The organism is Pseudomonas sp. SWRI179, from assembly GCF_014268705.1.
Classification (GTDB): domain Bacteria; phylum Pseudomonadota; class Gammaproteobacteria; order Pseudomonadales; family Pseudomonadaceae; genus Aquipseudomonas; species Aquipseudomonas zanjanensis.
Genome location: NZ_JABWRA010000030.1, coordinates 38,291 through 65,136 on the forward strand (window position 1 = coordinate 38,291; position 26,846 = coordinate 65,136).

The following is a 26,846-nucleotide window of genomic DNA, read 5'->3' on the forward strand; positions in this document are numbered from 1 at the left end:
ACCGGGATGAAAACCCTCTGGCAAAACTGCCACGCCGCCACAATGGCCCAGGGCGTCTACTCGATCATCGAAGACGCCGCCATCGTCACCCAGGGCGAGCACATTCAATGGATCGGCCCGCGCGCCGAGTTGCCAGCAGGCGACTACCCGGCGGTCTACGACCTCAAGGGCGCCTGGGTCACGCCGGGGCTGATCGACTGCCACACCCACACGGTGTTTGGCGGCAACCGCAGCGGTGAGTTCGAACAGCGCCTGCAAGGTGTCAGCTACGCCGAAATCGCCGCGGCCGGCGGTGGCATCGCCAGCACCGTGCGCGCCACCCGCGCCGCCAGTGAAGACGAGCTGTTCGCCAGCGCGGCCAAACGCCTGAAAAGCCTGATGCGTGACGGCGTGACCACGGTGGAAATCAAGTCCGGCTATGGTCTGGACCTGGCCAGCGAACGCAAGATCTTGCGGGTCATTCGCCGCCTCGCTGCCGAACTTCCGGTCAGCGTACGCAGCACCTGCCTGGCGGCCCACGCCTTGCCGCCGGAATACAAGGACCGCGCCGATGATTACATCGAGCACATCTGCACCGAGATGCTGCCGGCCCTGGCGGCAGAGGGGCTGGTGGATGCGGTGGACGCCTTTTGCGAATACCTGGCCTTTTCCCCGGCGCAGGTCGAACGGGTGTTTATCACCGCGCAACAACTGGGGCTGCCGGTGAAGCTGCACGCCGAACAGTTGTCATCGCTGCATGGTTCCAGCCTTGCGGCACGCTACCAGGCGCTGTCGGCCGATCACTTGGAGTTCATGACCGAAGACGACGCCATGGCCATGGCCGCGTCCGGCACCGTGGCGGTGTTGCTGCCGGGGGCGTTTTATTTCCTGCGCGAAACCCAGCTGCCGCCCATGGACGCCCTGCGCAAGCACGGCGTGAAAATCGCCGTGGCCAGCGACCTCAACCCCGGCACTTCGCCGGCGTTGTCGTTGCGCTTGATGTTGAACATGGCCTGCACCTGTTTGCGCATGACCCCGGAAGAAGCCTTGGCGGGGGCGACGATTCATGCGGCCCAGGCCTTGGGCATGGCGCAGACCCACGGTTCGCTGGAAGCCGGCAAGGTCGCGGATTTTGTCGCCTGGCACATCGACCGCCCCGCTGACCTGGCGTACTGGCTCGGTGGCGATCTGGAAAAACGCGTCGTGCGTCACGGCGTGGAAATCGATTGAGGAGAACGGTTGTGGAGAAGGTCCTGAATTTAAAGCAAGGGCGCGTGCCGCTGTTGATCAGCATGCCCCACGCCGGCCTGCGCCTGACCCCGGCGGTACAGGCCGGGTTGATCCCCGAGGCCCAGAGCCTGCCGGACACTGACTGGCACATTCCCAAGCTCTATGAGTTCGCCAATGAGTTGGGCGCCAGCACCCTGGCCGCGGAATACTCGCGGTTCGTCGTCGACCTGAATCGTCCCGCCGATGACAAACCGATGTACGTCGGCGCCACCACCGGTCTGTACCCGGCGACGCTGTTCGATGGAGTGCCGTTGTTTCGCGAAGGACTGGAACCGTCGCCCGAGGAGCGGGCGACGTATCTGCAACAAGTCTGGATGCCGTACCACCAGGCGCTGGCGCAGGAGCTGGCGCGGCTCAAGGCTGAGTTCGGCTACGCCTTGCTGTTCGATGCCCACTCGATCCGCTCGGTGATCCCGCACCTGTTCGACGGCAAGCTGCCGGATTTCAACCTGGGCACGTTCAACGGCGCCAGCTGCGACCCGACCCTGGCCAGCCAGCTCGAAGCCATCTGCGCTCGCCATGGCCAGTTCACCCATGTGCTCAACGGGCGTTTCAAGGGCGGACACATCACCCGGTATTACGGCAACCCGGCCGAGGACATTCACGCGGTGCAACTGGAACTGTGCCAAAGCACCTACATGGAAGAGTTCGAACCGTTCAACTATCGCTCCGATCTGGCGGCGCCGACCCAGGTGGTGCTCAGGGAATTGTTGGAAGGCTTCCTGGCGTGGGGGCAAAAGGCCTACAAACATTAACCTGTGACCAAGCAGTCTTTGTGAAGGACTTCTTGTGAACGGGGGCTTCTGTGGCGAGGGAGCTTGCTCCCGCTTGAGTGCGCAGCGCTCAGAAGATTCTTGGGGTGGCTTCGCCACCCAGCGGGAGCAAGCTCCCTCGCCACAAAAGCATTTCAAGCCGCTCTCCCTGTCGCCACCGTGCAAAACCAAGTCGCCACAGTTCACCTTTACCTCCTCGACGCTGCGTAATGTTCCAGGCACGGTGCACCTAGACACCGACCTACAACAATCCACTGCCGCACGAGACCCCTCGCGATGAAAAGACTGTCCAAGCGCTGTCTGTCGTTCCTCTGCGGTACCGTTCTACTAAGCTCCGGCGCGATGGCCGCCGAGCCTGCATCCTGCCAGACCGTACGCATGGGCGTGGTCAACTGGACCGACGTGATTGCCACCAGCGGCATGGCCGACGTGTTGCTCTCCGGGCTGGGCTACGAAAGCAAGCAGACCAGCGCCGTGCAGCAGATCATCTTCGCCGGCATCCGCGACAAGCGGCTCGACATCTTCCTGGGCTATTGGAAACCGGCGATGGACAAGAACATCGCCCCGTTCCTGGCGGCCAACCAGGTGAAGGTCCTGGATAAACCCAGCCTGGCCGATGCCCAGGCCACCTTGGCCGTCCCGGACTACGTGGCCGCGGCGGGGCTCAAGACCTTTGCCGACATCGCCCGGTTCAAGGATCAGCTCGGAGGCAAGATCTATGGCATCGAGCCGGGCAGTGGCGCCAACACCACCATCAAGACCATGATCGAAACCAATCACTTCGGCCTCAAGGATTTCAAGCTGATCGAATCCGGTGAGGCCGGGATGCTGGCAGCGGTGCAGCGGGCCGTGAATCGCAAGGAGTTCGTGGTGTTCGTTGGCTGGACCCCGCACCCGATGAACATCAACATGAACATCGCCTACCTGACGGGCAGCGAAGACGTCTATGGTCCGAACGAAGGCGCCGCGACCGTGTCCACGGTGACCGCGCCGGACTATGCCCAGCGCTGTCCCAACGTTCAGCGGCTGCTGGAAAATCTCACGTTCACCGCCGCCCAGGAAAGCCAGCTGATGGTGCCGATCATGGAACGCAAGACACCCCAGGACGTCGCTCGGCAATGGCTGCGCGAGCATCCCGAGGATTTGCAGCGCTGGCTCGCCGGCGTGACCAGCTTCGATGGCAAGGATGGCGTAGCGGCGGTTCAGGCCAGCCTCAAGCGCTGACACAACCTTATGGACACTGATACCCCTGTGGCGAGGGAGCTTGCTCCCGCTGGGTTGCGAAGCAGCCCTAAAAAAAAGCGGGCGCTGCGCACCCGAGCGGGAGCAAGCTCCCTCGCCACAGAAGCCACAGAAGCCACAGAAGCCACAGAAGCCACAAAAACGGCTGAGCCACATCCTCTTTCGACGCATGGCAATCCAAGATGGCCTACCCACTTTCCCAGGCAATGTCCGCCTTCATCGACAAAACCCTGAGCTTCACCGCCCCGGACGACAGCCTCGACGGTTCGCGCCAGGCCTACAGCCAGATGTGCCGGGCGTTTACCCCGCCGCGTCCGCCAACGCTCGCGGTGGAGGATTTGCAGTTGGCCGGCGTGGCCATCCGGGCCTATCACCCGCGCATTGCGCCGCCGCTCGCCGGCTGGCCGTGCATTCTCTACCTGCACGGTGGCGGTTGGGTGGTGGGGGACCTGGATTCTCATGACTTCATCTGCATGGAACTGGCGGCTGAGCTTGGCGCGTTGGTAGTGGCGGTGGATTACCGGCTGGCCCCGGAGCATCCGTTTCCGGCCGCGTTCGAAGATTGCCTCGCGGTGTGGCACCACTTGGCGGACACCCCGTTTGCCATCGACCCGCGTCGCCGGGCGGTGGCCGGTGACAGTGCCGGCGGCAACCTCGCCGCTGCGTTGTGCTTGGCCTTGCGCGACGCCGGGCAGCCGTTGCCCCGGGCCCAGGTGTTGATCTACCCGGCGCTTGGTGGCCCGGCGGATTTGCCCTCACGTCAAGCGTGCGAAGATGCCCCGCTCTTGAGTGGCCGCGACCTGGAGCGCTATGAGGCGCTGTACCTGTGTGGCGTCCGGCCCACGCCTTATGCCATGCCGCTACTCGCCGACGACCTGGGCGGCGTGCCGCCAGCGCTGGTTGCCGTCGCGCAATGGGACCCGCTGCGCGACGATGGTGTCCGTTACAGCGAGCGGCTGAAAGCCGCAGGGGTGGACTCCGTGCTGTATATCGGCGAAGGGCTGGTCCACGGTTGCCTGCGTGGCCGGGGCCAGGTGCCAGAGGTCGATCAGTTGTATCGCACGCTGCTGGCGTTCCTGGCTGACATGCTTTGACTGCGCAGGGGGCATGCTCATTAAGGTGATTCGGGTTTATGATGCCGGACGGCAGATTAAATAGACGTCCCCACAGGGATGACTCGACCCCTTACGGAGCGCGCAATGCAGACTTTGTACCCGCAGATCAAACCCCATGCCCGGCACGATCTGGCTGTCGATGACACCCACACGCTCTATGTCGATGAAAGCGGTTCCCCGGAAGGTCTGCCAGTGGTTTTCATTCACGGTGGCCCGGGTGCTGGCTGCGATGCGCAGAGCCGGCGCTACTTCGATCCTAACCTTTACCGTATCGTCACCTTCGACCAGCGCGGTTGCGGTCGCTCCACTCCCCACGCCAGCCTGGAAAACAACACCACCTGGGATCTGGTCGAAGACCTGGAGCGCATCCGCAAGCACCTGGGCATCGAAAAATGGGTGCTGTTCGGCGGTTCCTGGGGCTCGACCCTGGCCCTGGCCTACGCCCAGACCCATCCGGAGCGGGTGCATGGCCTGATCCTGCGTGGGATCTTTCTCTGCCGTCCGCAGGAAATCGAGTGGTTCTATCAGGCTGGCGCCAGTCGCCTGTTCCCCGACTATTGGCAAGACTACATTGCGCCGATTCCGCTGGATGAGCGCGACGACTTGCTCAGCGCTTTCCACAAACGCCTGACCGGTAACGACCAGATTGCCCAGATGCATGCGGCCAAGGCCTGGTCCACCTGGGAAGGTCGTACCGCGACCCTGCGTCCTAACCCGCTGGTGGTCGATCGTTTCTCCGAGCCGCAGCGGGCGCTGTCGATTGCCCGGATCGAATGCCACTACTTCACCAACAACGCGTTCCTCGAACCCAACCAGTTGATTCGCGACATGGGCAAGATCGCCCATTTGCCGGGCGTCATCGTGCACGGTCGCTACGACGTCATCTGCCCGTTGGACAACGCCTGGGAGCTGCATCAGAACTGGCCCAACAGCGAACTGCAGGTGATCCGCGACGCCGGTCACGCCGCTTCGGAACCGGGAATTACCGACGCGCTGGTGCGCGCCGCTGCGCAAATGGCCCGGCGCCTGCTCGACCTGCCGCCCGAGGAAGCATGAAGGGGCTGCTGCAACGTGTGCGCTGCGCACGGGTCGAGGTAGCCGGTGAGATCGTCGGGGCCGTAGACCAAGGCTTGCTGGTGCTGGTGGCCGTCGAGCCCGGGGATACCCGGGCCAGCGCCGACAAACTTCTGCATAAGCTGCTTAACTATCGCGTGTTCAGCGACGCCGAGAGCAAGATGAACCTGTCCCTGGTGGATGTCGGTGGTGGGCTGCTGCTGGTGTCGCAGTTCACCTTGGCGGCGGACACCAAAAGCGGCCTGCGTCCAAGTTTTTCCACGGCCGCGCCTCCGGCCTTGGGCGAAGAGTTGTTCAACTATTTGCTGGCCCAGGCGAAACAGGTGCATGGCACAGTGGCATCAGGTAGATTCGGCGCCGACATGCAGGTGCATCTGGTCAATGATGGCCCGGTAACCTTCCTGTTACAGTCCTGAAAGCGTTTGAAACATCTTTTCCGTTCTGTTTCGAGGCTAAACAGGGAGTTTTCTCGATAAATACTTTGCTACCCCTGATGCGTTGTCACGCGGGCTACTAGATAATCGCGCGCTACGGGGGATCAGCGTTCGCTGGTCCATTTGACTTAGGTAGAGACTTGTCCTGAACCGTTTGGGGAATCATTTTGCCCCGTCGGAGTCGGAACAATGCTCGCCAACTTGGCAAGAGTGGTCCGCAGGAACGGTTTTTCAGCGCCGTTACCGTGTAGATACTTTATCTGGCCGTTGGTTTTTTGATCAGTTTTCGGCGAGGGTTGCTCGTGATTGTTAGTCCCTGTAATGCACCAAAAATGACTGCCAAACGGTTTAGAAGCGCCTTGGTAGCGGGCTCGGCCCTGCTGTGCCTGTTCGGCGCGGGCCAACTGTGGGCATTCAGCCTGGATGATGTATCGGCGAAGGCACAAGAACTGGCCGGGCAGAAATTCGAAGCCCCGCGCAGCAATTTGCCGAACGAATTCCGCGAAATGAAGTTCGCCGATTATCAGAAAATCCGTTTCCGCACCGAAAAAGCGGAATGGGCCGACCAGAAGACCCCGTTCCGGCTGTCTTTCTATCACCAGGGCATGCATTTCGACACGCCGGTGAAAATCAACGAAATCACCGCGACCACCGTCGACGAGATCAAGTACGACCCGACACGGTTCGATTTCGGCGACGTGAAGTTCGATCCCAAGGCCACCGAACAGTTGGGCTACGCCGGTTTCCGCGTGTTGTACCCGATCAACAAGGCCGACAAGCAAGACGAAATCATGACCATGCTGGGCGCGAGTTATTTCCGCGTCATCGGCAAGGGCCAGGTCTACGGCTTGTCCGCGCGTGGCATGGCCATCGACACCGCGTTGCCATCCGGTGAAGAGTTCCCACGCTTTCGCGAGTTCTGGATCCAGCGTCCGAAACCAACCGACAAGCACCTGGTGATCTTCGCCCTGCTGGATTCGCCACGGGCCACTGGCGCTTATCGCCTGACCGTGCGTCCGGGCACCGACACCGTTGTCGACGTGAAATCCCGGGTGTTCCTGCGCGATCGCGTCAACAAACTGGGCATCGCCCCGTTGACCAGCATGTTCCTGTTCGGCGCCAACCAGCCGTCCAAGGTGCTCAACTACCGTCGTGAACTCCACGATTCCAGCGGCCTGTCCATCCATGCCGGCAACGGCGAGTGGATCTGGCGTCCGCTGAACAACCCGAAACACTTGGCCGTGAGCAACTTCTCGGTAGAAAACCCGCGTGGTTTCGGCCTGCTGCAACGGGGTCGTGACTTCAGCCACTATGAAGACCTGGATGACCGTTACGAAAAACGCCCAAGCGCCTGGATCGAACCGAAAGGCGATTGGGGCAAGGGCACCGTCGATCTGGTCGAGATCCCGACCGCCGACGAAACCAACGACAACATCGTTGCGTTCTGGAGCCCGGAAAAACTGCCTGAGCCAGGCCAGCCACTGGACTTCGCCTACCGTCTGCACTGGACCCTCGACGAAGCCAACCTGCACTCGCCAGACAGTGCCTGGGTCAAGCAGACCCTGCGCTCCACCGGTGATGTGAAGCAGTCCAACCTGATCCGTCAGCCGGACGGCAGCGTGGCCTACCTGGTGGACTTCGAAGGGCCGTCCCTGCAAGCGTTGCCTGAAGACGCCGAAGTGCGTAGCCAGGTGAGCGTTGGCGATAACGGCGAGATCGTCGAGAACAGCGTGCGCTACAACCCTGAAACCAAGGGCTGGCGCCTGACGCTGCGACTGAAGATCAAGGACCCGAAACAGGCCACCGAGATGCGTGCGGCACTGGTTCGTCCGCTGACGCCTGTCGAAGCCCCGGCCGCCTCGCATTCCGCGACCACGACCCTGGCCAAGGCTGACAAGATCGCCCGCCAGCAGACTGAAAAAGAGCTCGCGAAAGAAAAAGCGCAAGACGAAGCCAAGGCTGTCCAGGCGGACACCGCCGCGGTCGAACCGACCCCAACCCAGCAGGAACCGGAACCGACTGAGCAAGTCCTGACCGAGACCTGGAGCTATCAGTTGCCAGCCGATGAGTAATACTCCAGTACAGCCAGAGACGCTCAGTGAGTACCTGGCCCACTTGCCCATGACCGACGAGCAGCGCGCCGAACTGGCGGGCTGCAAGTCCTTCAGCGAATTGCACGAACGCCTGTCGTCGCCGACGTTCGACGCGCCCACCGAGGCTGTGCAAGCCTCGGTGGGCCGCCGGCTGACCCTGAGCACCGCCGAAGAGCTTGAAGAAGCGGAAATGCTGGGGCTCGACGCCAGTGGCCGGGTGTGCCTGAAAGCGACGCCGCCGATCCGTCGGACCAAGGTCGTGCCGGAGCCGTGGCGCACCAATATCCTGGTGCGCGCCTGGCGGCGCCTGACCGGTCGCACCAACCCGCCGAAGCCGCCCAAGGATGAGCGCGTGCTGCCCCATGCACGCTGGCGTACCGTGGGTTCGATCCGCCGCTACATTCTGTTGATCCTGATGCTCGGCCAGACCATCGTCGCCGGTTGGTACATGAAGGGCATCATGCCGTACCAGGGCTGGTCGTTCGTCGACCTGGAAGAAGTCCTGCACCAACCGCTGTTGCAGACGGCCACGCAAGTGCTGCCGTATGCGTTGCAGACCAGCATCCTGATTCTGTTCGGGATCCTGTTCTGCTGGGTGTCGGCGGGTTTCTGGACAGCGTTGATGGGCTTTCTCGAATTGCTCACCGGCCACGACAAATACCGCATCTCCGGCGCCAGCGCCGGCAACGAGCCGATTCCCAAGGATGCCCGCACCGCGCTGGTGATGCCGATCTGCAACGAAGACGTGCCGCGGGTATTCGCCGGTTTGCGCGCCACCTTCGAGTCGGTGGCCGCCACCGGTGACCTGGATCGCTTCGATTTCTTCGTGCTCAGCGACAGTAACGAGACCGATATCTGCGTGGCCGAACAGCAAGCCTGGCTGGACGTCTGCCGTGAAGCCGGGGGCTTCGGCAAGATCTTCTACCGTCGTCGTCGCCGTCGCGTGAAACGCAAGAGCGGCAACCTCGACGACTTCTGCCGTCGTTGGGGCAGCGACTACAAGTATATGGTCGTGCTCGATGCGGACTCGGTGATGAGCGGCGAATGCCTGACCAGCCTGGTGCGCCTGATGGAAGCCACGCCGGACGCCGGCATCATCCAGACCGCGCCGCGGGCTTCGGGCATGGACACGCTGTATGCGCGCATGCAGCAATTCGCCACGCGAGTGTACGGTCCGCTGTTCACCGCCGGTCTGCACTTCTGGCAGTTGGGTGAATCCCATTACTGGGGTCACAACGCGATCATCCGGATGAAGCCGTTCATCGATCACTGCGCCTTGGCGCCGTTGCCGGGTAAAGGCGCGTTCTCGGGCGCGATCCTGTCCCACGACTTTGTCGAAGCCGCGCTGATGCGCCGTGCCGGCTGGGGCGTGTGGATTGCCTATGACCTGCCGGGCAGCTACGAAGAGCTGCCACCGAACCTGCTGGACGAACTCAAGCGTGACCGTCGCTGGTGCCACGGCAACCTGATGAACTTCCGGCTGTTCCTGGTCAAGGGCATGCACCCGGTGCACCGTGCGGTGTTCCTGACCGGCGTGATGTCTTATCTGTCGGCGCCGCTGTGGTTCTTCTTCCTGGTGCTGTCCACCGCGCTGCTGGCGGTGAACACGCTGATGGAGCCGCAGTACTTCCTTGAGCCACGCCAGCTGTATCCGCTGTGGCCGCAATGGCATCCGGAAAAGGCCATCGCCCTGTTCTCGACCACCATCGTGTTGCTGTTCCTGCCCAAGCTGCTGAGCATCGTGCTGATCTGGGCCAAGGGCGCGAAGGAATTCGGTGGCAAGTTCAAGGTGACCATGTCGATGCTGCTGGAGATGCTGTTCTCCATGCTGCTGGCGCCGGTGCGGATGATCTTCCACACCCGTTTCGTGCTCGCCGCGTTCCTGGGCTGGGCCGCGACCTGGAACTCGCCGAAACGTGACGACGACTCAACGCCATGGAGCGAAGCGGTCAAGCGTCACGGTCCGCAAACCTTGCTGGGCTTCTTCTGGGCCTTGCTGGTGATCTGGCTGAACCCAAGCTTCCTCTGGTGGCTGGTGCCGATCGTTGGGTCGCTGATCCTGTCGATCCCGGTGTCGGTGATCTCCAGTCGCGTGGGCCTGGGCTTGAAATCCCGTGATGAGAGCTTGTTCCTGATTCCCGAGGAATACGCACCGCCCCAGGAGCTGCTGTCGACGGACCAGTACACCCATGAGAACCGTTGGCACGCGCTGAACGACGGTTTCATTCGGGCGGTGGTCGATCCACAACAGAACGCCTTGGCGTATGCGCTGGCCACCTCGCGTCACGGCCAGGCCGAGCCGATTGAATGGCTGCGGGTCGAACGCGTTCGCCACGCTTTGAAGGTCGGCCCTGCCGGTCTCAATAACGCTGAGCGGCTGGCCTTGCTGAGCGACCCGGTGGCCTTGTCCCGCTTGCATGAGCAGGTCTGGAGCGAGGCGCATCCCGAGTGGCTGGCGGCGTGGCGTGAGTCGGTGAAGGCCGATCCCCATGCACCGTTGCTGCCGCTACAGCCGGTGAGCGTACAGCCTCAAGTGGCCTGATACACAAAAAGCCTCGCTTCTGGAAAGAAGCGGGGCTTTTTGTTGGCCTAAGGATTTGTACCAAGGACTTCCGAAGTTCGAGCGACTAGCGTTATTAAACAACCGGCGTGACATTGACGTCTGGACTGAGGAAATCAATGTGAAAGCCGCTGGAGCCATCTCCGATAGCTAAATGGACACCGCTGATACCCTCATTCATTTGAGAGTTCACCTTGTAATCTATGAAGGCTGTTATTTCTTCGTTGACGCCGATGGCGAATTCGGTCAAGCCGAGCCCTCGAACCCCGGCAGCCGATTTCAATGTTTCGATATGTTCCTCGTTGTCGACTTGTAAAGACGTGACTTTGTTTTCCACGACTGTCAGCCATCCTCCCGCCTTGGCTATCGACTCTGATAACAGCTTAAGCCTGGCTCGAATGTCCTCAGGTAGTTGTGGGTTGGCTTTTCTTAATACCGTTAAGATCCCAGAAATCTTAAGTTTGCCGTTCAAGCAAAACGGACAGCGTTCATGGGTATTCATGTGGGCATAGTGGACTTCGAAAAACTCGGCCGCTGAGTGTATGAAACTCTCTGAGATGTCTTCCTCTATCAACGCATAGGGTTCTGCTTGGCGGTTGAGTGTGACTTTTCCAGAGGTGTCTTCGCCTGAGAGGAGAAAAGAGTCATAGGAGTTAAGCATGTTTAAAAAGAAGCGCTGTCTTTCTAATGCTCTTCTGAAATCGCTGTTGAGAAGTAAGTGCAAACTGTAGTTCGCGCTACTGAAAGACGGGTCGAAAACCTGTGCTGCGCAGAAAACGCTCTTCTTGACTGGGGTGGCCTTGGCTATCTCCAACGTGAGCTTGGCCGCGTTGTTGCTGAACGAGAAAATTATGCTATGTCGAGGAAGAGCACTAAGCTCGTGGATGTGTGCTGTGTTTAATCCTTGATGACTGCATTCATCAAGGAATTCCTGTGAGTCTGCAACGACCCAGAATTCTTCCTCTCCAAAAAGTGTGTGGATACGGGGCATGGATGACATGGGTTGCTCCTGAATAGGCGGACGGCATGTACATGCCGCCCGCTGGTTAGCGGAAGTCAGTCCTCCGTGTAGGCCCAAGCCAATGGAGCCCATCCAAAGTTTTCCGGCCCCGAGGTCAAGCGACTCAGTTTCTCTGATGTATCTATTTTCTGTTCCATATTCACCCTCCTTTTTTGTTGGGAATCCCTTTGTCGAACAAGGGAGGCTCTATTAATTCAAGTCTTTCTGGAATTTGGAATAGGTTTGCCTGAGTGTTTTTAGAATGAATTGTGCTGTTTTTGATTTGCTGGCTGTGAAGAAGTTATTTGTGTAGGAAGTGTCTGTAGCGGATTTCTGAAATTTAAGGAAATGGCAGTCTGACGTTGTTTGGGTGGTCTAGTGTTGATAGGTTTTATTACTGTTCGTTTGAGATTTGGAATTAAGGGGGTCGGAAATGGCAGGTACAAAAAAATATTTGTCTGATGCAGCTCTCCAGCAGGCATTGACCGTAACAGACTTGACGGAAACACATACACCCGTCCACGCGGTTCGGCTGATGGTTAATGAGATTGTCGAGGGATTGGTCCGTAGCGGCTGGCCTCGGGCATGTATTCAGACTGGCCCGCGTATCGTGTCCGCTGAAGAAAACTATGGGCTACTAGGCTATGACCCGGCAGAGATCACCTTGGGCAGCGAACACACTCGCTGGGTGAGCGAGCATTCGCTATTGCGCACACAAACCACTAGCCAGATTCCCGCCGCCCTTCAACGGGCTGCTCAAGAGCGCAAGACGGGGGAGATGATCCTGCTCGCCGCTCCGGGCATTACCTTTCGCCGCGACAGTCGGGATAGATGGCATTGCGCCGAACCGCATCAAATGGATATTTGGGTTCTGGGCGATCCGGAACTTTCGGATCGCGACCATCTGTTGCGTCTGGTCGGCGATATTCTCGGCGCTGCGGTACCTGAGAAGCCTTGGGTCTACAGCGACAGCCCGCATCACTACACCGAGGGCGGAATCGAAGTGAATGTATTGAACGACGGTGCCAATGTTGAAGTACTCGAATGTGGCCTCATCGCCACTTCATTGCTGCGGCGATTGGAAATTGATCCTCGGCGCCATGGTGGACTGGCGTTGGGAATGGGCCTGGATCGGCTGACGATGCTACGCAAGGGCATTCCAGATATCCGTTTGTTGCGTGACTCTAACGAGCGGGTGCAGGCCCAAATGCTGGATCTGCGGCCATGGAACGCCGTTTCGCGATTGCCTTCGATTTCTCGGGATATTTCGGTGGCGGTGTCTCCTGGATTGAGTGAGGAGGTGCTGACTGAGAGGATGCTGCAGGCGGCCGGGGACTGTTCTGGCTGGATCGAGGAAATGCAGATCAAAGGACGTTGGGTCTCGTCTGAATTGCCCCCCCAGGCTATTGAGCGGCTCGGCCTTCTGGCCGATCAGGAGAATGTTCTACTGCGCGTCGTACTGCGTGATTGTTCTCGGTCAATCACGACTGCGGAGGCCAATGCTTTGTATGAAAGGATTCAGTCGGCGTTGCACGAGGGCGCTCCGGGAGCAGGGTACCGAATGGACTTGACGGTACGTTGATGCACTCGCCAATTGTTCTGGTTGCGTCTCCCAGATAAATCAAAATAGCCCCGCTTCTGGAAGAGTGCGGGGCTACTTATTGTGGCGATGTCGGTCAGTGCTGCGGGTTGATGCTATCCAACATCTGGTTTGCCAATAACCTGCTTAGTTCGATCAGTTGCTGAATGCCGAAGGCAACGTGGCGTCGAGAGCCTTTCAGGTCAAACGCAAGGTCGCTGACCATGGCATCGGCTGAGGCCAGGTTTTCGCTGAGGTTGGCCAGCAGGCTTTCGGTGTCGATGCCGTCGACGACGGTGAAAAGCTGGCCTGGCGAGGATTTGCTCTCGGATTTGGCCTGTTTGGGGTTCAGGTAGTAATCGAGCGCGCGATCAGAGGCTTTCTGGAGTTTCTTGGGGTCGGTTTCTGGCTCTGGGGGATTGGGTGTGGCTTTGTACATGTTGACGCTCCTAGGGTAATGGAGCCGCCAGACATCGCTGCTAAACGATAATGGGTGGCGACTGTACGCGGGTTAGCAGACCGGGACCCTAGAACCCGGCAGACCCGAAGGTCTCCCACGCACAACCGCCATGACATAGATGCGCAGGCGCTGAAGCCTGCTCACGCATGTGGAGAGCGTACGTCTAGGATTGTCCAGGCTGCTAAACCCGATCGCTGAACTGACAGCGACCCGCAAACGTTAAAGCCCGGGCCCAAGGCGTACAAGCCGGCGGATTCTGGCGTAGTTGTAGGCAATGGCGCAAGGCTCCGTAGCCTTGGGATGACGGACTGTGGGAGTGGGGGATTTTTGTGTGTATATCCGTTATTTAGGTAACGGATATTCACACAACCCTAACACCACACCAGGTCAAACCCGAAACCGCCCCACCAACGTCTGCAAATGAACCCCCAACCGCGCCAGCTCAGCACTGGAGGCAGCCGTCTCCTCACTGGACGCCGCCGTCTGCTCCGACACATCACGCACATTCAGCACACTACGATTAATCTCCTCAGCCACCGCACTCTGCTGCTCGGCCGCCGCTGCGATCTGCTGGTTCATCGACTGGATCGCCGAAACCGTACGGGTGATGTTCTCCAACGAGCCCCCCGCGCGGCGGGTCAGTTCGACGCTGTTGTCGGTCAGGTTGCGGCTGTTGTCCATGATGGTCGCGACCTGCTGGGTGCCCGATTGCAGGCCGACGATCAGCTCTTCGATTTCTTCGGTGGACTTCTGGGTGCGCTGCGCCAGGCTGCGAACCTCATCGGCCACCACCGCAAAACCACGCCCGGCTTCCCCGGCACGGGCCGCTTCGATGGCGGCGTTGAGGGCCAGCAGGTTGGTTTGCTGGGCCACGGATTTAATCACGTCGAGCACGCTGCCGATCTTGTCGCTTTCACGCTTCAGGTCGCCCATCGCCGCGGTGGAGTTACCTACTTCGAGGGCCAGGCGTTCGATTTGGGCGATGGCTTCGCCGACCACTTTTTCGCCTTCACGCGCCTGCTGGTCGGCGGCGACGGCGGCTTCGGAAGCTTCCTCGGCGTTGCGCGCCACTTCCTGCACCGTGGCGGTCATTTCGTGCATGGCGGTGGCGACCTGATCGGTTTCCACTTTTTGGCTGTTGACCCCGGCGCTGGTCTGTTCGGTCACGCTTGAGAGTTGTTCAGCGGCGCTGGCGATCTGGGTAACCCCTTCACCAATGCCACCGATCAATTGCCGTAGGCCGACGGTCATGCTTTGCATGGCACGTTGCAGTTGGCCGAGTTCGTCGCGGCGGTCGGAGGTAAGGTTGTGGGTCAGGTCGCCAGCGGCGACGCGCTCTGCCACCTTCAGGGTCTGATCCAGCGGGCCGACGATCTGTCGGGTAATGAGCAGGGCGGCGATCACGCCAAACAGCAGCGCCAGTGCGGCGGCTGCGATCAGGACGCTCTTGGCCTGGGCGGTGTCGTGGTCGCGCACGGCGGTCTGGGACACGGTGAGCTTCTGGCTGGAATCGATCAGTACCTGGCCCTGCTGACTCATGCTCTGCAATGCGGCGCCGTTATCAAGTTGGGAATCGCGGAACTGGCTGACTGCCGCTCGATAGATGTTCATCGAGTCGCTGGCCTGTTGGAGCTTGTCGGCGTGCTCTTCGGGCAACTGCGCCGGCAAGCGTGCCAAGAGTTTCAAGACATCGGTGATTGCATCGATGGCCGGTTGTTGGGCCTCGCTTTTACCGCTGTAGGTGTAGCCGCGAACCTGATAGCGCGCCTGTTGGATGGCCTTGCTCAAGGTCACGATGCTGTTGAACTGGGTGATGTCGCCACCTTGCAGCAGCGCTTTTTCCACTTCGGCGACGCGGGCCACGGTGTTATCGGCGCTGGCGCCCAGCTTGCTGCGGGCATCTTCGCGGCTGACGGTGGCGCTGGTCATTTGGGCGAAGGCGCTTTTGTATTCGGCGACGGCGGCCAGTTGCTGGTCGATCAATGCAACATCGGCTGGCTGTTCGATCAACTCGCGAGCGGTTTTCAGGCCGGCTTCGAGTTTGCCAAGCAGGTCGTTGACCTGTTGTGGCCCTTTCTCGCCCCGCGTGGTGTTGTAGTCGATGCTGGCCAGGTTCAAGTCCTTGCTCAAGTCATTGAGACTGGCAATGAACCCCAGCTTGTCGCCCCGGCTGATGACATTGCCCAGGCCGGACCAGCCGGTGAACGCAATCATCAAGGTGAGGAGCAGCACCAGGCCGAAGCCTGCGCCGAGTTTGCGGTTAACGCTTACATTTCCCAGACCCTGGGCAAGCCACCCGAACATGCTGATACTCCCTTGGAGCGCTGATTTGGTTTTATGGGGACTGTATCGGCGGCTTGGGTGGGATCTGTAGGCGTTTGTCGATATTTCGTGGCGAGGGAGCTTGCGCCCGCTTGGTCGCGGAGCGGCCACCTCAGCTTCAGGATTTGCGACTGCTTCGCAGCCGAGCGGGCGCAAGCTCCCTCGCCACAGGGAAACAGTCGGGCCGTTAGAACAACCGGGCTAGTAGGGCCGTAACGGCAGTCTCGACCCGCAGGATCCGCTCTCCCAGCTGCACCGGTTGCAAGCCAGCCTTGCCCAGCAGCTCGATCTCGTAGGGGATCCAGCCGCCTTCGGGGCCAATTGCCAGGGTGACGGGTTCCGTCAGGGCCCGGGGGCAGGGCGGGTGGTTGCCTGGGTGGCCGACCAGCCCGAGGGTCCCGTCCACAAGGGCCGGCAGGCGGTCTTCAACGAAGGGCTTGAAGCGCTTTTCAATGACGATTTCAGGCAGCACGCTGTCCCGAGCCTGCTCCAGGCCCAGGATCAATTGCTCACGAATCGCCTCGGGCTCCAGGAACGGCGTCTGCCAAAAGCTCTTTTCCACGCGATAGCTGTTGACCAGCACCACCCGCGGCACGCCCATGGTGGCGACGGTCTGGAACACTCGCCGGAGCATTTTCGGACGCGGCAGGGCGAGCACCAGGGTCAGCGGCAACTTGGCCGGTGGCGCCTGGTCGAGGATCACTTGCAGTTCGGCTTCCCGAGCTTCCAGGCGCAGCACCTGGGCTGTGCCCATCAACCCGCCAATGCGCCCGACACGCAGGTTGTCGCCGACCGCGCTGCGGTGGACTTCCTGCATGTGGGTCAACCGCCGATCGCTCAGGATGACGCGGTCAGGCCCGATGAAATCGGCCTCTTCGAGCAGCAGCAGGTTCACGCTTGGGTCGCTGGCGGCTGATCGTTGTGGTCATCGACCGGTTGGTCCTCGGGGTCTTCCTGCCGACGTTTGCGCACCAGGCCACCGAACAGGATGCCGATCTCGAACAGTAGCCACATCGGCACGGCCAACAGGGTCTGGGAGAAGATATCCGGCGGGGTCAGGATCATGCCGACCACGAAGCAGCCGATGATCACGTAGGGGCGGATCTTCTTCAGGTAGGCGACGTCGACCACGCCGATCCACACCAGCAGCACCACCGCCACCGGGATTTCGAACGCCACACCGAAGGCGAAGAACAGCGTCATGACGAAATCCAGGTAGCTGCTGATGTCCGTCATCATCTCAACGCCCGCCGGGGTGGCGGCGGCGAAGAACTTGAAGATCAGCGGGAACACCAGGTAATAGGCGAAGGCCATGCCGGTGTAGAAGAGCAGGATGCTGGACACCAGTAGCGGCACGGCGATGCGTTTTTCATGCTTGTACAGGCCCGGTGCGATGAAGCCCCAGATCTGGTGCAGGATCACCGGGATCGCCAGGAACAGGGAGACCATCATCGTCAGCTTCAGTGGCGTCAGGAACGGCGACGACACATCGGTGGCGATCATCGTCGCCCCTACCGGCAAGTACTGGCGCAGCGGCGTGGAGACGAAGGTGTAGATCTGCTGGGTGAAGGAAAACAGCCCGGCGAAGATGATGAAAACCGCCGCGACGCAACGCAGCAGGCGGGTGCGCAACTCGGTGAGGTGCGATACCAGCGGCATCGGCTGGTCGTTTTCAGGGATATCGCTCATGGGGCTCGCGGCGGCAAAGTAGGGTCGTTAGGCGCAGGCGCAGCGGTGGAGGCTGTGTCCGCTACCGTCGGTGTCGCTGGCGCCGGTTCTGCCACCGGCACGCCGCTTTCTGGCGTCTGGGAAGCCATCGTCGGCTCGACCACGGGCTGGACCGGCGTCGGTTCCTGTTGGGTCGGCGTGAAGATTTTCCGCGCTTCCTGCTCCAGGGACAGAATATGTTCGTTGTGCAGTTGCCGACGGATATCGTCGGCACCGATTTCACGTTCAACTTCCTGTTTGATCGCATTGAAGCTGCGCTTCAGGCGCCCGATCCACAGACCGGCAGTGCGCGCAGCACCCGGCAGGCGCTCGGGGCCCAATACCAACAGGGCGACGAGACCGACGAGCAGCAGTTCAGTGAAGCTGATCCCAAACATTAGTCAGTGCTCACGAGTCTTTGCGGATGGGCTCTTCGACTTTCTGGGCCTGCACATCGATGGTATTCGGTGCATTCACAGGCTGAGTGGCCTGCGGGTGTACCGGTTGGGCCGGTTGTCCGGGCTGGGCTTGGGTGGTCGTCGGATCGGCCGGTTTTTCATCATCGTTCATGGCTTTGCGAAAGCCCTTGATCGACTCGCCGACATCGGTGCCGAGGTTTTTCAGTTTCTTGGTACCGAACACCAGCACCACGACGACCAGGATGACGACCCAGTGTTTCCAGTCAAAGATACCCATGTGGCTACTCCTCTCAAAAATTGATCAGGCGGACGGGCGCGAGGCTTTCTCGACGTGCCCGGACAGACCGAAACGACGGTCCAGTTCATCCAGTACGGCCTGCGGATGCTGCCCCAGTTGGGCCAGCATGACCAGGCTGTGGAACCACAGGTCGGCGGTCTCGTAGATCACGTCGCTGCAATCGCCGCTGACAGCGGCGTCCTTGGCGGCGAGGATGGTCTCGATCGACTCTTCGCCGACTTTCTCCAGAATCTTGTTCAAGCCCTTGTGGTACAGGCTGGCGACATAGGAACTGTCGGCGGCGGCGCCCTTGCGCTCTTCCAGCACCTGGGCCAGGCGGGTCAGGGTGTCACTCATGGGTATGTCCTGAATAAATGGCATGCGGGTCCTTGAGCACCGGGTCGACGGTTTTCCAATCGCCGTTCTCGAAGACGCGATAAAAGCAGCTTTGACGGCCGGTGTGGCAGGCAATCTCGCCGACCTGCTCGACCATCAGGATGATGACGTCGCCGTCGCAGTCCAGGCGCATCTCATGCAGGTGCTGCACGTGGCCGGACTCTTCACCCTTGCGCCACAGCTTGCCACGGGAACGTGACCAATAGATGGCGCGGTTCTCGGCAGCGGTCAGGGCCAGTGCTTCGCGGTTCATCCAGGCCATCATCAATACGCGCCCGGTCTTGTGGTCCTGGGCGATGGCCGGCACCAGGCCGTCAGCGTCCCACTTGATCTCGTCCTGCCAGTTTTTCATCGTTGGTCCTGACGGCAGCGGCAAGCTTTAAGCTTCAAGCTGCAAGTAAAAGCGATTCTGTGTTGGGTTGAGCGATGGGTTCACCGTTTTAGCTTGAGGCTTGCAGCTTATCGCTTGCAACTGATCCGTGCTATCGACGAACGACCAGATACAGACCGACCACCACCATGATACCGGCCGGCCAGTGGCCCAGTTGGCTCAGCGGCCCGCCGGTCGCCAGCACCGCGCCGCCCCCCAGGTGAGCCGCGCCAAGCAGGCGCAACAGCCAGTCGTCCTTGCGTCGATGCCACGGGGGCGCCGGGTCGTGGGCGTGGGGCTGGGACATGCGTTCGAGCAGGTCGCGGGTCATATTGGCCAGGTGCGGGATCTGCTCGAATTGGCTCTGCACGTTGCCCAGCAAGGTTCGCGGGCTGACGCGCTCGCGCATCCAGCGTTCGAGGAACGGTTGGGCGGTGTTCCACAGGTCGAGGTCCGGGTACAGCTGACGGCCCAGACCCTCGATGTTCAGCAGGGTTTTCTGCAACAGCACCAACTGCGGCTGGACCTCCATGTTGAAGCGACGCGCAGTCTGGAACAGGCGCATCAGCACCTGGCCGAAGGAAATATCTTTTAACGGTTTTTCGAAGATCGGTTCGCACACGGTACGGATCGCCGCTTCGAATTCGTTGAGCTTGGTCTCGGCCGGCACCCAGCCTGAATCGATGTGCAGTTGGGCGACGCGACGGTAGTCACGCTTGAAGAAGGCGAACAGGTTACGTGCCAGGTAGTCCTGGTCCTCAGGGGTCAGGCTGCCGACGATGCCGCAGTCGATGGCAATGTATTGCGGGCTCCATGGCTGTACGGTGCTGACGAAGATGTTGCCCGGGTGCATGTCGGCGTGGAAAAAACTATCGCGAAATACCTGGGTGAAGAAAATTTCCACGCCGCGCTCGGCCAGCAATTTCATGTCAGTGCGCTGGTCTGCCAAGGTCGCCAGGTCAGTCACCTGGATGCCGTAGATGCGCTCCATCACCAATACTTTCGGCCGGCACCAGTCCCAATAGACTTGCGGCACATAGAGCAGCGGCGAGCCTTCGAAGTTGCGACGCAACTGGCTGGCGTTGGCGGCCTCGCGCAGCAGGTCGAGTTCGTCGTAGATGGTTTTTTCGTAATCCTGGACCACGTCCACCGGGTGCAGCAGGCGGGCATCGGCCGACAACCGCTCGGCGGCGCGAGCGAGAATGAACAGCCACGCCAGGTCCTGGGCGATGATCGGCTTGAGGCCCGGGCGAATGACCTTGACCACCACTTCTTCGCCGCTCTTGAGTTGCGCGGCGTGAACCTGGGCCACGGAAGCCGAGGCCAGGGGCTCGACATCGAAACGGCTGAAGACTTCGCTGATCTTCTTGCCCAACTGTTCCTCGATCAGTGCCACCGACAGCTTGGAATCGAACGGCGGCACGCGGTCTTGCAGCAACATCAGCTCGTCGGCGATGTCTTCGGGCAACAGGTCGCGACGGGTCGAGAGGATCTGCCCGAACTTGATGAAGATCGGTCCCAGGTCTTGCAGAGCCAGGCGCAGGCGCGCGCCGCGACTCAGGTCCAGGGTTCGCCGGGGAAACCAGCGCCACGGCAGCACGAAGCGCAGCGCCAGGAGGAACCAGGGCAGCGGCAAGGCGAACAGCAGGTCATCGAGGCGGTAGCGGATCACGACGCGCTGGATGCGCAACAAACGGCGGACGGCAAGCAGCTTCATGCGTTATCGCTTGGTTTCAAGGGATCGGGAAAGGCGCTCGAAACGCGCCTCGAGTCGTTCCAGGTCAAGCTTGACCTGGTCCAGTTCATCAAAACGGGCCTGGGCCTCGCGTTGGCCTACGAGGGTACGCGATTCTTCGGCCAGGTATTCACTCAGATTCTGTCCCAGGCTGGCGAAGCCCTGGCGATACCAGCGGCGGCGGCTGTTCAAATGGCCGCTAAGTAGCTGGGTCGCCACCGGGCCGATCCAGCGGGACACTTCGTATTCCCAGTCCAGCTCCAGATCCTGGAGAATCGCAGCCAGTTCCAGCAGTACGCCGCTGTCGCCGTCGAGCTCGACGTCGGGGCTGTGCAGCGCCGCGCTCTTGTCCTTGCCCAGGGCCAGGCTCAGCAGGCTCGCCGCCGGGGCGCGCAGCGTGCAGTCCACTTCGGCTTCCCAGTGGGCGGCGAGCATCAGGCCTTCGTCGCTGGGCAGGATGAACAACCGCAACGCCGGGCTACGACAGTCGACGGCGATCACTTTGCCGCTCAAGTGCGCCAGGCGCGGGAGCGCCGTGCTGTCCAGGCGCAGCACCCGGTTGAGGCCGAGTTCGACGCTGGCGAGCAGGCCGGTGAGCAACATCAGGGCTTGATACCGCGATGCAGGGCGACGATGCCTGCGGTCATGTTGTGGTAGGTCACGCGGTCGAAACCGGCCTCGACCATCATCGACTTCAGGGTTTCCTGGTTCGGGTGCATGCGGATCGATTCGGCCAGGTAGCGGTAGCTTTCCGAGTCATTGGTGATCAGCTTGCCCATCAACGGCATGAAGGCGAACGAGTAGGCGTCATAGGCCTTGGACATCAGCGCGTTGGTTGGCTTGGAGAACTCCAGCACCAGCAGGCGACCGCCGGGCTTGAGCACGCGCAGCATCGAACGCAGGGCGTCTTCCTTGTGGGTGACGTTGCGCAGGCCGAAAGCGATGGTCACGCAGTCGAAATGGTTGTCGGGGAACGGCAGCTTCTCGGCGTCGGCCTGGACGAATTCAACATTGCCGGCCACACCCAGGTCCAGCAGGCGGTCGCGACCGACCTTGAGCATGGATTCGTTGATGTCGGCCAGGACCACTTGGCCGGTCGGCCCGACGATGTGGGAGAACTTCTTCGTCAGGTCGCCCGTGCCGCCGGCGATGTCCAGCACGCGGTTACCGCTGCGCACGCCCGACAGCTCGATCGCGAAACGCTTCCAGAGCCGGTGCATGCCGCCCGAGAGCAGGTCGTTCATCAAGTCGTACTTGGCGGCTACGGAGTGAAAAACCTCGGCGACTTTTTCCGCCTTCTGGCTTTCCGGCACGTTCTTGAAGCCGAAGTGAGTGGTGGGTTCGGCATCGCTGCCTTTGCGCTGATCAGTCATATCGCGGTCACCAAAAAAGAATGCGGGACATTCTAATCCCGGTGGAGGGCTTTGTCTTGGCAAGGCTGAAGGTAAGATGGGCAACCGCCGGGACGTTTTGACGCAGCCAGGGTTTGAAACGTTCAGGCAAGTCCCGATAAAACAGGAGTCATCCGATGGCCCGTATAACGGTTGAACGTGCCCATGGCCTGGGCAAGGAAGCGGCGCGAGAGAAGGCCGACAAGCTGGCGCAGAAGTTGTCCGACAGCTATGGCCTGGAGCCGCAGTGGGTGGGCGATACCCTGAAACTCAAGCGTTCCGGGGTCAAGGGCGAAGTGCACGTGGGCGAGGATTCGATCCGCGTCGACGTGGAGCTGGGCATGTTGATGTCGGCCATGAGCGGCACGATCAAAGGCGAAATCGAAAAGGCGCTGGATAAGGCGTTGGCTTGATTGATGAAAGGGTGGCGAATGCAAAATTAAAGTTCACCCCCCAACCCTGTGGGAGCGGGCTTGATCGCGAATGCGGTGGGTCAGTCACTATTGATGTTGACTGACTCACCGCATTCGCGAGCAAGCCCGCTCCCACAATGGCAGTCATCGCCTTCGGAATATGTGTCAGTTGTTAGGGTGCCGTTTCTAATTATTGCCACTACTTTGTGCCTGAGCCCGTCCCTGTGCGGGCAGTTCCTCAAACCTTTTTCGAGTGAGGTGCACCATGGCCAAAGTTATTTTCAAGAAAAAAACCGACGTTGAATCTTCCACGCTCAGCGACGTGAAAACGTACGCGCGCAAGATCTGGCTGGCGGGTCTGGGCGCCTACACGAAGGTCGGCCAGGAAGGCGGCGAGTATTTTCAAGAGTTGGTAAAAGCTGGCGAAGTTATTGAAACCAAAGGCAAAAAGAAAATTGCCGGGAAACTTGAAGCGGCCAACAGCGAATTGATTGAAGCCAAGACCGACGTCAATACTTTCAAGGCTCGGGTTGAAGTACAACTCGATAAAGTCGAGAAGGTATTCGATGCCCGTGTTGCAAGTGCCTTGAATCGTATCGGCATTCCGTCTAAACATGACGTTGAGGCACTCTCTGCTAAGCTCGATGAGCTGACAGCATTGCTCGAACGTGTCGCGCGTAAACATTAAGGAGAACGGGATGGCTGGCAAAAAAATCACAGAAAAAGAAGGCAGCTCGTGGGCCGGGAAGATTGAAAAGTATTCCCGCAAAATCTGGCTGGCTGGTTTAGGCGTGTACTCGAAGATCGACACTGACGGCAGCAAGCTCTTCGAGTCTCTGGTTAAGGACGGCGAAAAGGCCGAAAAACTCACTAAGACGGCGGTCGGCAAACAAGTCGATGCAGCCAAGGACTCTGCCGAGTCCGCCAAGTCGCGAATCGGCGGCGTGAAAGATCGTGCACTGGGCAAATGGGACGAACTGGAAGGGGCTTTCGACAAGCGTCTGAACAGTGCGATCTCCCGCCTGGGCGTGCCGAGCCGTAATGAAGTCAAGGCGTTGCACAGCAAGGTCGACACACTGACCAAGCAGATCGAAAAACTCACCGGCGCCAAAGTCGCACCGGTGGCGGCCAAGACGGCGGCGGCCAAACCGGCCGCTAAAACGGCAGCCAAGCCACTGGTCAAGGCTGCGGCAAAACCCGCTGCCAAACCTGCGGCGAAAGCAGCGGCCAAGCCAGCGGCTAAAACCGCAGCGGCCAAACCCGCTGCCAAGGCAGCAGCCAAACCGGTAGCGGCGAAAGCGGCCGCCAAGCCTGCTGCAAAACCTGCAGCCAAACCGGCGGCAGCTAAACCTGCTGCGGCTAAACCAGCGGCTAAACCCGCTGCCAAGCCTGCGGCAAAAGCGGCGGCCAAACCTGCTGCGGCGAAAAAGCCTGCAGTGAAAAAACCGGCCGCGCCAAAAGCTGCCGCACCCAAGGCACCCACCGCGGCCGCCAAACCGGCAACCCCGGCGAGCACGACGAACTCCGCCGCGGCTCCGACCCCGGTCGCCACTCCAGCACCGGCGCAGGCTCCAACGCCGCCTTCCACCCAGTCCTGATATCAGGGCTGATAAAAATGCCCGGTCTATGTAGGCCGGGCTTTTTTATTTGTACGCAGGTCAACCTGTGGGAGCGAGCTTTGTGGGAGCAAGGCTTGCCCGCGATGAAAACGCCGCGGTCTCTTGAGGACCGCAGCGCCTGGATCGCGAGCAAGCTTTGCTCCCACAAAGCTCGCTCCCACAATGGATCTGCCACTGCCACTGCCACTGCCACTGCCACTGCCACTGCCACTGGTTAGTCGTGTTCTTCCAGGTACCGCAACGCCAGTCGCTCTGTCGCCACCTTGGTTGCGGGCGGCAAGTGTGGGGCCACCAGCATCATGATCTGATAGACCACCAATCGAACCTCGCCCTCGCGGCCGAGGATCCGCTGATAGTCCAGGGAGAACAGCAGGGTCATGGTGATCTGTTCCACCAGTTGCCCCAAGGCCTGGGTGTCGCTGACCAACAACCCCTGCGCCTTGAGTTGCGCCAGCAGTGAGGCGAGGGTTCGCTTCAGGGCGTTGAGCAATTGGCGGATGCCCTTGGCCAGCTTCGGCAGGCGTCCGGCCAGGTTGGACAGGTCCTGGAACAGAAACCGGTACTGGGCCAGGCGCTCGACGATCAAGTGCAGGAACAGCCAGTAGTCTTCCGGCGCCAACTGCGCGTCCGCCGGTGGGTCGAGCAGCGGCGCCAGCTCGCTCTGGAAGCGCTCGAACAGCCCCAGGATCAGCGGTTCCTTGCCATGGAAGTGGTAGTAGAGGTTGCCTGGGCTGATGCCCATTTCGTTGGCAACTTCCATCGTCGATACGTTCGGCTCGCCCTTTTTGTTGAATAATTGCAGGGCACATTCAAGGATGCGGTCGCGGGTTTTCATCCGGTCTTCTTAATGGTCAAGTCGTGCCACGGCCAAGCGCCTGGCCGTGGCGTGAGGCCTTCAGCGCACGCGAACATAGGTTCCAGGGGCGGCGTCCAGCGGCGGGTAATTAACGTTGCCCAAGGTCATCTGGGTTTCGTGCTGGGCGCCGGAGCGTGCCTGGATCCAGCCCAGCCATTGCGTCCACCAGCTGCCTTCGACATGCGTGGCGTCGTAGTACCAGGCTCGCGGGTCGCTGCTCAGCTTTGCGCTTTCGATGTAGTTGGCCTTGGGGTTGCCTGGCGGATTGAGGATGCTCTGGACATGGCCGCTGTTGGAGAGCACGAAGCGTTTTTCGCCCCCCAGCAGGAGGGTCGAGCGATACACCGCGTCCCAGGGTGTGATGTGGTCGTTGATACCGCCCACGCTGAAGCTGTCCACTGTCACTTTTTGCAGGTCGATGGGCGTGCCGCACACTTCCAGGCCGCCGGGATGGGTCAGTGGGTTGTGCTTGAAGAAGTCCAGCAGGTCGCCGTGGTAGGCCGCCGGCAGCCGCGTGCAGTCGTTGTTCCAGTAGAGGATGTCGAAGGCTGGCGGTTCCTTGCCCAGCAGGTAGTTGTTGATGAAGTAGGTCCAGATCAGATCGTTGGGGCGCATCCAGGCGAACACCCGGGCCATGTCGCGACCATCGAGGATGCCTTTCTGGTAGGAGCGGCGCTTGGCGGCTTCGAGGGTCTGTTCGTCGATGAACAGCGTGGCCGGGCTGTCGATCTGACTGTCCAGCAGGCTCACCAGGTACGTGGCACTGGCGACCCGGCGCAGCTGGCGCTTGGCTTGCAGGTGGCCTTGCAGGGCGGCGATGGTCATGCCCCCGGCGCAGGCGCCCATCAGGTTGACCTCGCGAGCGCCAGTGATCGCCCGGCACACATTCATCGCCTCTTCGGTGGCCTCGACATAGCTGGACAGGCCCCATTCGCGGTGGCGTACGTCCGGGTTGCGCCAACTGATGATGAAGACCTGCAAACCGTTTTTCAGGGCGTACTGGACAAAGCTGTTGGAGGGGCTGAGGTCGAAAATATAGAATTTGTTGATCTGCGGCGGGACGATCAGCAATGGCTTGGCGTACTGCTTTTCGCTCATGGGCCGGTACTGGATCAGTTCGAGCAGTTCGTTGCGAAACACCACCGCGCCGGGTGTGGTCGCCAGGGTCTTGCCGACTTCAAAGGCGTGGGGCGTGGTTTGGCGCGGCAAGCCGTCGTTGTGCAGCAGGTCGTCCACCAGGTGGCTGATGCCTCGGACCAGGCTGGAGCCGCCGGAGTTGAACAGTTCCTTGACCGCCAGCGGGTTGAGTAAGGTATTGGACGGCGCTACGGCGTCGTTGAGCAGGGCGAAGGCGAAGTGGGCGCGGGCGCGGTCGTCCTCGTTCATGTCGCTTTCGTCGATCCAGCTCTTGACCTGTTTTTGCCAACTCAGGTAGGCCTGCAAACTGCGGCGGTAGAAGGGGTTGAGCTGCCAGGTGGGATCGGCGAAACGCGGGTCGTTGGGGTTGGTGGGGTGAAGGGTCTCGCCCAGCAGCACACGGCCCAATTGACTGCCCAGTTTCAACGCATGCCGGGCACTGTGCACCGGGTTGCGCAAGCCGTGTGCGGCCACGCTGCGTAGGGTGGACAGCAGGTCCCTGCCACGCAGTCCGGTGACCGCACTTTGTGCGTTGATGAAACTGGCAGGTGCGGGCATGGAACCCTTCGCCGGTTTGTCGCGCATGAGTCAACTCCTTCGTCATC

The 26,846-nt window shown here is 60.6% G+C and carries 26 protein-coding genes; 12 read left to right on the forward strand and 14 right to left on the reverse strand.

Going from position 1 to position 26,846, the window contains the following annotated elements; genetic code table 11:
• The first annotated feature begins 6 nt into the window (after positions 1–6).
• From hutI to mdoH, 8 genes are all read left to right on the forward strand, one after another.
• Positions 7–1,209, forward strand: coding sequence for an imidazolonepropionase (gene hutI / locus HU767_RS17620; protein ID WP_186730104.1), 1,203 nt, complete (start codon positions 7–9; stop codon positions 1,207–1,209).
• Between the two features lie 11 nt (positions 1,210–1,220).
• Positions 1,221–2,024, forward strand: a complete 804-nt coding sequence (hutG, locus tag HU767_RS17625) for an N-formylglutamate deformylase (protein WP_186730105.1) — start codon at positions 1,221–1,223, stop codon at positions 2,022–2,024.
• 294 nt (positions 2,025–2,318) lie between these two features.
• On the forward strand, positions 2,319–3,266 hold the full coding sequence (locus HU767_RS17630) for a choline ABC transporter substrate-binding protein (protein WP_186706114.1): 948 nt from the start codon (positions 2,319–2,321) through the stop codon (positions 3,264–3,266).
• Between the two features lie 200 nt (positions 3,267–3,466).
• Complete coding sequence (locus HU767_RS17635; RefSeq protein ID WP_186730106.1) at positions 3,467–4,378, forward strand: alpha/beta hydrolase; 912 nt, start codon at positions 3,467–3,469, stop codon at positions 4,376–4,378.
• A gap of 105 nt (positions 4,379–4,483) precedes the next feature.
• Entirely contained in the window at positions 4,484–5,455 is a 972-nt protein-coding gene (gene pip, locus HU767_RS17640) for a prolyl aminopeptidase (RefSeq protein WP_003196909.1), read from the forward strand.
• Positions 5,452–5,889, forward strand: a complete 438-nt coding sequence (gene dtd / locus HU767_RS17645; RefSeq protein ID WP_186730107.1) for a D-aminoacyl-tRNA deacylase — start codon at positions 5,452–5,454, stop codon at positions 5,887–5,889. The genes pip and dtd overlap by 4 nt, the downstream gene beginning before the upstream one ends.
• Positions 5,890–6,239: 350 nt before the next feature.
• The gene (locus tag HU767_RS17650) at positions 6,240–7,979 is read left to right on the forward strand and encodes a glucan biosynthesis protein G (protein ID WP_189656173.1); all 1,740 of its coding nucleotides are present in this window, start codon (positions 6,240–6,242) and stop codon (positions 7,977–7,979) included.
• Positions 7,972–10,542: a glucans biosynthesis glucosyltransferase MdoH gene (gene mdoH / locus HU767_RS17655; RefSeq protein ID WP_186706110.1), complete on the forward strand. Its 2,571-nt coding sequence runs from the start codon at positions 7,972–7,974 to the stop codon at positions 10,540–10,542. The genes HU767_RS17650 and mdoH overlap by 8 nt, the downstream gene beginning before the upstream one ends.
• A gap of 94 nt (positions 10,543–10,636) precedes the next feature.
• On the opposite strand, the gene HU767_RS17660 is transcribed toward mdoH, so the two are convergent.
• The gene (locus tag HU767_RS17660; RefSeq protein ID WP_186730108.1) at positions 10,637–11,560 is read right to left on the reverse strand and encodes a hypothetical protein; all 924 of its coding nucleotides are present in this window, start codon (positions 11,558–11,560) and stop codon (positions 10,637–10,639) included.
• A 433-nt stretch (positions 11,561–11,993) separates the two neighbouring features.
• Between HU767_RS17660 and HU767_RS17665 the strand changes: the two genes are divergently transcribed.
• Positions 11,994–13,142 (forward strand): hypothetical protein, encoded by a 1,149-nt coding sequence (locus HU767_RS17665; protein ID WP_186706108.1) that lies wholly within the window; start codon positions 11,994–11,996, stop codon positions 13,140–13,142.
• A gap of 94 nt (positions 13,143–13,236) precedes the next feature.
• Here HU767_RS17665 and HU767_RS17670 read toward each other — a convergent pair whose 3' ends face one another.
• The 11 genes from HU767_RS17670 to ubiE form a co-directional block, all read right to left on the reverse strand.
• Positions 13,237–13,578 carry a DUF6124 family protein gene (locus tag HU767_RS17670; RefSeq protein WP_186730109.1) on the reverse strand — a complete coding sequence of 114 codons (342 nt, stop codon included), beginning with the start codon at positions 13,576–13,578 and terminating at the stop codon, positions 13,237–13,239.
• Positions 13,579–13,986: 408 nt separating this feature from the next.
• The gene (locus tag HU767_RS17675; protein ID WP_186730110.1) at positions 13,987–15,903 is read right to left on the reverse strand and encodes a methyl-accepting chemotaxis protein; all 1,917 of its coding nucleotides are present in this window, start codon (positions 15,901–15,903) and stop codon (positions 13,987–13,989) included.
• A 205-nt stretch (positions 15,904–16,108) separates the two neighbouring features.
• On the reverse strand, positions 16,109–16,816 hold the full coding sequence (locus HU767_RS17680; RefSeq protein WP_186706105.1) for a 16S rRNA (uracil(1498)-N(3))-methyltransferase: 708 nt from the start codon (positions 16,814–16,816) through the stop codon (positions 16,109–16,111).
• Positions 16,813–17,610: a twin-arginine translocase subunit TatC gene (tatC, locus tag HU767_RS17685; RefSeq protein WP_186706104.1), complete on the reverse strand. Its 798-nt coding sequence runs from the start codon at positions 17,608–17,610 to the stop codon at positions 16,813–16,815. The genes HU767_RS17680 and tatC overlap by 4 nt, the downstream gene beginning before the upstream one ends.
• Positions 17,607–18,026, reverse strand: a complete 420-nt coding sequence (gene tatB / locus HU767_RS17690) for a Sec-independent protein translocase protein TatB (protein WP_186706103.1) — start codon at positions 18,024–18,026, stop codon at positions 17,607–17,609. The genes tatC and tatB overlap by 4 nt, the downstream gene beginning before the upstream one ends.
• A 10-nt stretch (positions 18,027–18,036) precedes the next feature.
• The gene (locus HU767_RS17695) at positions 18,037–18,324 is read right to left on the reverse strand and encodes a twin-arginine translocase TatA/TatE family subunit (protein ID WP_186706102.1); all 288 of its coding nucleotides are present in this window, start codon (positions 18,322–18,324) and stop codon (positions 18,037–18,039) included.
• A 24-nt stretch (positions 18,325–18,348) separates the two neighbouring features.
• Entirely contained in the window at positions 18,349–18,681 is a 333-nt protein-coding gene (locus tag HU767_RS17700) for a phosphoribosyl-ATP diphosphatase (protein ID WP_186706101.1), read from the reverse strand.
• Entirely contained in the window at positions 18,674–19,072 is a 399-nt protein-coding gene (gene hisI, locus HU767_RS17705) for a phosphoribosyl-AMP cyclohydrolase (protein ID WP_003196931.1), read from the reverse strand. The genes HU767_RS17700 and hisI overlap by 8 nt, the downstream gene beginning before the upstream one ends.
• A 130-nt stretch (positions 19,073–19,202) precedes the next feature.
• Positions 19,203–20,807, reverse strand: a complete 1,605-nt coding sequence (gene ubiB, locus HU767_RS17710) for a ubiquinone biosynthesis regulatory protein kinase UbiB (RefSeq protein WP_186706100.1) — start codon at positions 20,805–20,807, stop codon at positions 19,203–19,205.
• 3 nt (positions 20,808–20,810) lie between these two features.
• On the reverse strand, positions 20,811–21,428 hold the full coding sequence (locus HU767_RS17715; protein WP_186730111.1) for an SCP2 domain-containing protein: 618 nt from the start codon (positions 21,426–21,428) through the stop codon (positions 20,811–20,813).
• Entirely contained in the window at positions 21,428–22,198 is a 771-nt protein-coding gene (ubiE, locus tag HU767_RS17720; protein ID WP_003196937.1) for a bifunctional demethylmenaquinone methyltransferase/2-methoxy-6-polyprenyl-1,4-benzoquinol methylase UbiE, read from the reverse strand. Before ubiE ends, HU767_RS17715 begins: the two co-directional genes overlap by 1 nt.
• Before the next feature lie 155 nt (positions 22,199–22,353).
• Here ubiE and HU767_RS17725 point away from each other — a divergent pair, with 155 nt between their 5' ends.
• From HU767_RS17725 to HU767_RS17735, 3 genes are all read left to right on the forward strand, one after another.
• Positions 22,354–22,629, forward strand: a complete 276-nt coding sequence (locus HU767_RS17725) for a polyhydroxyalkanoic acid system family protein (protein ID WP_053117622.1) — start codon at positions 22,354–22,356, stop codon at positions 22,627–22,629.
• Between the two features lie 265 nt (positions 22,630–22,894).
• Positions 22,895–23,317 (forward strand): phasin family protein, encoded by a 423-nt coding sequence (locus HU767_RS17730; protein ID WP_186706098.1) that lies wholly within the window; start codon positions 22,895–22,897, stop codon positions 23,315–23,317.
• 10 nt (positions 23,318–23,327) lie between these two features.
• Positions 23,328–24,227, forward strand: a complete 900-nt coding sequence (locus tag HU767_RS17735) for a phasin family protein (RefSeq protein ID WP_186730112.1) — start codon at positions 23,328–23,330, stop codon at positions 24,225–24,227.
• Positions 24,228–24,462: 235 nt separating this feature from the next.
• Here the strand turns inward: HU767_RS17735 and HU767_RS17740 are convergent, their stop codons facing one another.
• Together HU767_RS17740 and phaC are read right to left on the reverse strand one after the other, a co-directional pair.
• On the reverse strand, positions 24,463–25,083 hold the full coding sequence (locus HU767_RS17740) for a TetR/AcrR family transcriptional regulator (protein WP_186730113.1): 621 nt from the start codon (positions 25,081–25,083) through the stop codon (positions 24,463–24,465).
• Between the two features lie 60 nt (positions 25,084–25,143).
• On the reverse strand, positions 25,144–26,826 hold the full coding sequence (gene phaC / locus HU767_RS17745; RefSeq protein WP_186706095.1) for a class II poly(R)-hydroxyalkanoic acid synthase: 1,683 nt from the start codon (positions 26,824–26,826) through the stop codon (positions 25,144–25,146).
• Positions 26,827–26,846: the final 20 nt, after the last annotated feature.